Below are 5,806 nucleotides of genomic sequence, written 5' to 3' on the forward strand. Positions count from 1 at the left end.
CGGTCGCGTCGTCGATCCGCGCGGCGTCGATCGTCACCGTGCCGAGGTCGGACTCGGCGATGCGGGCGTGGATCTCGCGCGCCCACTCGCGGTTGGCCGGGAGGGAGGGGTCGGTGTCGGCCGTGTTGGTGAACCCGGGCGCTCCGCCCGAACCCGCGCCGGCACCTGCAGCCGCCGAATCGCCGTCGAGTTCCCGGGGAGCGTAGACGGCCGTCTCGAGGAACGGTTCGCCGGAGTCCTCGGAACCGCGCGAGATTCCGAGCACAGCCTGGGTGAGCCCCTCTTCGGGAGCGGGTGCCACCGGCACGGGACGCAGCGACTCGTGCAGCGGCGCCCGACGATCCTGCGTGCGCAGCGGGCCGAGCTGCAGGGTCGGCGAGGTCGAGCGGCGCAGCGCATCGAGGAAGCGATCCCGTTCGCGGGCGAAGAGCGCCTCGTCGTGATCCAGCCGGAACGCCGCCGACAGGAAGTTGTCGTTCGAGGCGTTCTCTTCGAGCCGACGCACCAGATAGCTGATCGCGACGTCGAACTCGTCGGGCTTCACGACCGGCACGTACAGCAGCACCTCGCCGACCTCTCGCGAGACGGCCTGCACCTGGCCCTGGGCCATGCCGAGCAGCATCTCGAACTCGACGGGCGGCTGCCCCGAGTCGGATGCCGTGATCACGCCGCGGTCCTGGGCGAGCAGCCAGGCGTAGGCGGTGCCGAACAGGTTGTGCCCGGCGACGCCGAGCCGCACCACCGCGACGTTCTCGGGGCGCAGCGCCCAGTCGAGGCAGCGCAGATAGTTGGCGTCGGTGTCGAGCTTGGTGTCGTACGTCGCCTGGGTCCAGCCGTGCATGCGCGCCTCGACGCGCTCCATCGCGAGGTTCGCGCCCTTGACGAGCCGCACCTTGATCGGCGCGCCTCCTCGTTCGACGCGCTCGCGCGCCCAAGCGGTGAGCTGCTGCAGCGCGGGCAGCGCATCGGGAAGGTACGCCTGCAGCACGATGCCCGCTTCGAGTCCCTGCAGCCGCGGATCCTCGAGGATGCGCGTGAACACGGCGATCGTCAGATCGAGATCGCGGTACTCCTCCATGTCGAGGTTGATGAAGGTCTGCTCGTCGGGGCGGGCAGACGCGCCCGCCGCCGTCAGGTACAGCGGCATGAGTCTCTCGACGACCTCGTCGACGACCTGATCGAACGCCCACATCGAGATACGGCTGACGATCGCCGAGACCTTGACCGAGACGTAGTCGACGTCGGGGCGTCGGATCAGGTCGTGGATGCCGTCGAGCCGCCGCGTCGCCTCGCTCTCGCCGAGCACGGCCTCGCCCAGCAGATTGAGGTTGAGTCGCGCACCGGATTCGCGGATCTTCGCGATCGCCGGACCGAGCTTGGCCGGACGCGCGTCGACCACGAGGTGCCCGACCATCTCGCGGAGCACGCGCCGCGCGATCGGCACGACGGGCGTCGGGAGGATCGGAGCGATGCCACCGCCGATCCGCACGGCGGAACGCAGGTACCACGGCAGGAACTCGGGCACGATGGGCGCGAGACGATGCAGCCGGGACGCCGCGGCTCCCAGGCTCTCGGGGCGCATGACACCGTCGACGAACCCGAGCGTGAACGGCAGCCCGTTCGCGTCCTGCAGCACACCGGCGAGACGCTCGGCGGCCGGATCGACGTCGGCGGCCGCCGCCTCGATCACCCAGCGGCGGGCGAGTTCGACCGCTCGGTCCGCGAGAGCGGCGGATTCGGCATCCGCGGGAAGCGACGTCTCTGCCATGGCCTCAGCCTAGATCCGGCATGCAGGCATCCCGGTGAGCGACGGGCGGGGACTCCGGGGACGCATCGCGCCTCAGCGCTGCGCGACCATCTCGGCATACCCCTCGCGGAACGTCGGGTACTACAGCTCGCCGAGAAGCGCGAGCAGCAGGCTGCCGTCGAGCACGGTGCCTCCGCCGACCGCAGGGTCGACCGCGGGAGGCGTCGCCACACCGAGCTCGGCAGCGATGAACGCCGCGACGTCGCCGAGTGCCACCGGCGCCCTGTCGACGCCGTGCACGAGCGCGGGCGGAGCCGCCGCCCGCAGCAGCACCTCGAGGAGGCGCACGACGTCGGTCTCGTGGATGCGGTTCGTCCGTCGCGTCGCATCGATCGCGTCGCCGGCGCGCACGCGACGGATCAGTGAGTCGCGCCCGGGGCCGTAGATCCCGGCCGGACGCACGACCGTCGCGCCCAGCAGCTCGCGAGCGAGGCGCTCCCCGTCAACGAGGGCGGCGCCACCGGGACTCGTGGTCGCGGGAGCATCCTGTTCCGTCAGCGGATCCGGCCCCGGACGCCCCTCGAACACCCGCGTCGACGACACGAACACGACGCGCGACGGCATCGACGGCAGGGCGTCGGCGATCGCCGGCAGGGCGAGCGGGTAGATCGAGCCGCGCTCGGAGTCCGCCCGGCTCGGCGGCAGCGTGATCACCACCGAGTCGAACTCGGGAAGCTCCTGCGCGAGGGGCTTCTCGAGGTCGGCGACGATCGTGCGGAAGCCGGCGGGCAGTCCCGCCGCGTTCCGCCGGATCGCGGTCACCTCACCACCGCCGGCGAGAATCCTCTCGCCCAGGCGTACGCCGATCTTGCCGCATCCGACCAGCAGCGTGCGCCCCGGCTCGCGCTCGTCGAGTCCCCACGAAGACGCCATCGTCAGCTCCAGACGCTCGGCGCAGCCGTGCGCGTGGGCGGAAGGGCGGATGCCGCGGCCCAGTCGTGCACCCACGGATCGATCTCGGGCACACCCTCGGGCTTGCCGACCGCGGCGAACAGTTCCTCGTTGCTGACGGTGCCGCCGGTGCGGCGCAGCATCCGCGCACGCACGATCGCTCGGGCGTACACCTCGCCGGCCACCACGGCTCGATGCTCCAGGAAGACCGCCTTGTCGTCGTGGCCGATGAAGCGCGACTGCACCTCGAAGCGCTGCCAGAGCTGCAGGGATTTGCGGAACGTGATCGTCTCGCTCGACACCACCGCGTACCAGCCGCGTTCCTTCATGGCATCGAAGAGCCCGGTGCGGATCAGCAGATCCCACCGCCCGAGGTCGAACAGCGAGAGGTACCGGCCGTTGTTCATGTGGCGCAGGATGTCGATGTCGGTCGGCAGCGTCGTCAGCCTCACCGACGCCACGGATGCGGGGTCGAGGGTCTTACCGCGCCGGGCGCGGCGACGGGCCGAGAGAACCACGAGGAGGGTGCGCCAGATCACGTTCACGAGACTCGATCGTAGCCATCGACGAACGAACCCCGAACTTCGTTGTGCAGAACCTCCATGAGCTCGTCGGGCCGCAGCGACAGCATCCGCTCGATTTCCTGTTCCCCGAGCCCGCGCGTAGAGTCGCGCTATGAGCGCCGAAGCCCAGTCTGATGTCATCGTCCGTCCGGTCCGTGATGTGGATGCGGAGGCCCTGGGTCGCGTGCACGCGCAGTGCTGGCACGAGACCTACGACCACCTGATCAGCAAGGCCGCCCTCGAGAAGGTGTCCCCTCGCCGCATGGCCGAGCTGTGGACGCACTGGGCCGCACAGGGCCCCGACTTCACGATGAAGGCCGCCCTCGTGGACGGCGACATCGTCGGCTTCGTCGGCTCGGGTCCCGCGCGCGACAAGGATGCCCCCTCGATGCGCGAGCTCTACTTCATCTATCTGCTCGACGCGTTCCACGGCACCGGCATCGGCCAGAAGCTCTTCGACGCCGCGGTCGAGAGCGACGAGCCCCTCTACCTCTGGGTCGCGGAGGACAACCCCCGTGCCCACCGCTTCTACACGCGTAACGGTTTCACGCTCGACGGCGCCAGCCACACCGAGCCGTTCCTGGGCGAGACGCTGACCGAGGTGCGCTTCGTGCGCTGAGCTTCGTGCACTGAGCCTGAGACCGGCACGCCGGTTCCGCGTTCACGATTCAGCATGAACGGCCCCCCTGCCGCCGGCAGGGGGGCCGTTCTGTGCATTCGGCAGCGGATCCGTGCTGAGTACTGAACCGGTCAGCGCCCGGAGACGGTGCCGAACACCTTCGCGATGGGCGCGATCACCAGCGGACGGGCGGCCACCCACCCGATCCCGATCACCACGAGGGATGCCACGAACACCCAGAACCCGGTCCAGGTGACGGCATCCTGCGACGCGTACATGTGGTTCAGGTTGCGCAGGAAACCGGTGAGCATCACGAGGGCGACGTGCACGACGATGAATGCCACGAAGTACAGCATCACCGGGAAGTGCAGCGCGCGGGCCCACTCGATCGGGTAGGCCTTCGAGAGGGCCTCGGCTTTCTTCGGCCACATGCCCGACATGCGGAAGCCCGTGACCGCGGCCAGTGGTGCCGCGACGAAGACGGTCGTGAAGTAGGCGAGCTGCTGCAGGCTGTTGTAGTTGTTCCAGCCGTTCTCGTGGGGCCAGTCGAAAGAGAGGTACTGCAGACCGGCCGACAGCGCGTTCGGGAAGACCTCCCAGCTGGTCGGCACGATACGCGCCCAGTGGCCCGTCGTGAACAGCAGCACCACGAAGATCACGCCGTTGACGAGCCACAGCACGTCGAGCGCCTGGTGGAACCAGATCGTCAGACTGACTTTGCCCTTGGGGTTGTTCCGTGGCGTCCAGAACGCCGTCGGACGCTTCTCGCTGCGGATGCGCAGGCCCGAGCGGATGATCAGCACCATCAGGAACACGTTGAAGAAGTGCGCCCAGTTGATCCAGGGCGCGAACCCGGGTTCGACCGCGAAGGCCGGCTCGTACTCGCCGGGGAAGGCGATGAGGAAGTCCTGCATGAACGGCAGGCTCAGCAGCGTGCGCACGAGCGCCACGACGGATCCGGCCAGGATGCCGAGGGCTGCCGCTCCGACGAGGACCGCGATCCCCTGCGTCCAGGTCGGACGACGAACGGATGCCGTGTCCGACGCCGCCTGCGCGGGGATGCGCCGCGGGGCGGTGCCGTTCCAGACGGTGCGGGGAGCAGGCAGCGGGATGCTCACGTCGACCGCGGCGACCACCGCCACTGCATCGTGGCCCGTGTCGTCTCGCTGCTCCGCTGCTCGCTCAATGACCGGAGACGAGGCGACCTTGCCCGCGGGTGGCCACGGCTCGCCGCCGGTGACGCGCGGAAGACCGCGGCGGATGGATGCTGCCCCCGTTTCGTGGCGCGTTTCGTCTCGCTGCTCCGCTGCTCGCTCAACGACCGGGGGCGAGGCGACTTCCCGGTCGTCGAGCGAGGACGACGAAGTCGACCGAGACGACACGCGCTCCTCCGCCTCCCGGTCGTTGAGCGAGGACGACGGAGTCGACCGAGACGAAACGCGCTCCTTCGCACTCGACGCCACGGCCGTGCCCGCAGGAGGCCACGGCTCCCCGCCGGCAACCCGCGGAAGACCGCGGCGGATCGACGCCGCACCCTCACCGTGGGACGTGTCGTCTCGCTGCTCCGCTGCTCGCTCAACGACCGGGGGCGAGGCGACTTCCCGGTCGTTGAGCGAGGACGACGAAGTCGACCGAGACGAAACGCGCTCCTCCGCACCCCGGTCGTTGCCCGTTTCGTCTCGCTGCTCCGCTGCTCGCTCAACGACCGTAGACGATGACGAGGCGGGAGGCCAGGGTTCACCGCCGGGCACGCGCGGGAGCCCGCGCCTCAGCATCCGCGTCGCCATGGCTACTTCTTCCGCGCCTCGAGGGCCGCGATCACCTGCGGGACCCCCGTGAACAGGTCGCCGACGATGCCGAAGTCGGCGACGTCGAAGATCGGCGCCTCGCCGTCTTTGTTGATCGCGACGATGTTCTTCGCCGTCT

The 5,806-nt window shown here is 69.7% G+C and carries 5 protein-coding genes and 1 pseudogene; 1 reads left to right on the forward strand and 5 read right to left on the reverse strand.

Annotated elements, in window-relative coordinates; genetic code table 11:
• The 3 genes from RTM68_RS16455 to RTM68_RS16465 form a co-directional block, all read right to left on the reverse strand.
• Positions 1–1,768: proline dehydrogenase family protein (locus RTM68_RS16455; protein ID WP_312172992.1), on the reverse strand; the 1,768-nt coding region annotated here is incomplete at its 3' end.
• A 120-nt stretch (positions 1,769–1,888) separates the two neighbouring features.
• Entirely contained in the window at positions 1,889–2,680 is a 792-nt protein-coding gene (locus tag RTM68_RS16460) for a hypothetical protein (RefSeq protein ID WP_312172994.1), read from the reverse strand.
• Positions 2,681–2,682: 2 nt separating this feature from the next.
• Complete coding sequence (locus RTM68_RS16465; protein WP_312172996.1) at positions 2,683–3,243, reverse strand: acyl-CoA thioesterase; 561 nt, start codon at positions 3,241–3,243, stop codon at positions 2,683–2,685.
• 130 nt (positions 3,244–3,373) lie between these two features.
• Here RTM68_RS16465 and RTM68_RS16470 point away from each other — a divergent pair, with 130 nt between their 5' ends.
• Entirely contained in the window at positions 3,374–3,880 is a 507-nt protein-coding gene (locus RTM68_RS16470; RefSeq protein ID WP_312172999.1) for a GNAT family N-acetyltransferase, read from the forward strand.
• A gap of 131 nt (positions 3,881–4,011) precedes the next feature.
• Here the strand turns inward: RTM68_RS16470 and RTM68_RS16475 are convergent, their stop codons facing one another.
• Together RTM68_RS16475 and RTM68_RS16480 are read right to left on the reverse strand one after the other, a co-directional pair.
• On the reverse strand, positions 4,012–5,016 hold the full coding sequence (locus RTM68_RS16475; RefSeq protein WP_312173001.1) for a cytochrome b/b6 domain-containing protein: 1,005 nt from the start codon (positions 5,014–5,016) through the stop codon (positions 4,012–4,014).
• A 653-nt stretch (positions 5,017–5,669) separates the two neighbouring features.
• Positions 5,670–5,806, reverse strand: a pseudogene (locus RTM68_RS16480) (electron transfer flavoprotein subunit alpha/FixB family protein); the annotation flags it as partial.

Source organism: Microbacterium sp., from assembly GCF_031988965.1.
Classification (GTDB): domain Bacteria; phylum Actinomycetota; class Actinomycetes; order Actinomycetales; family Microbacteriaceae; genus Microbacterium.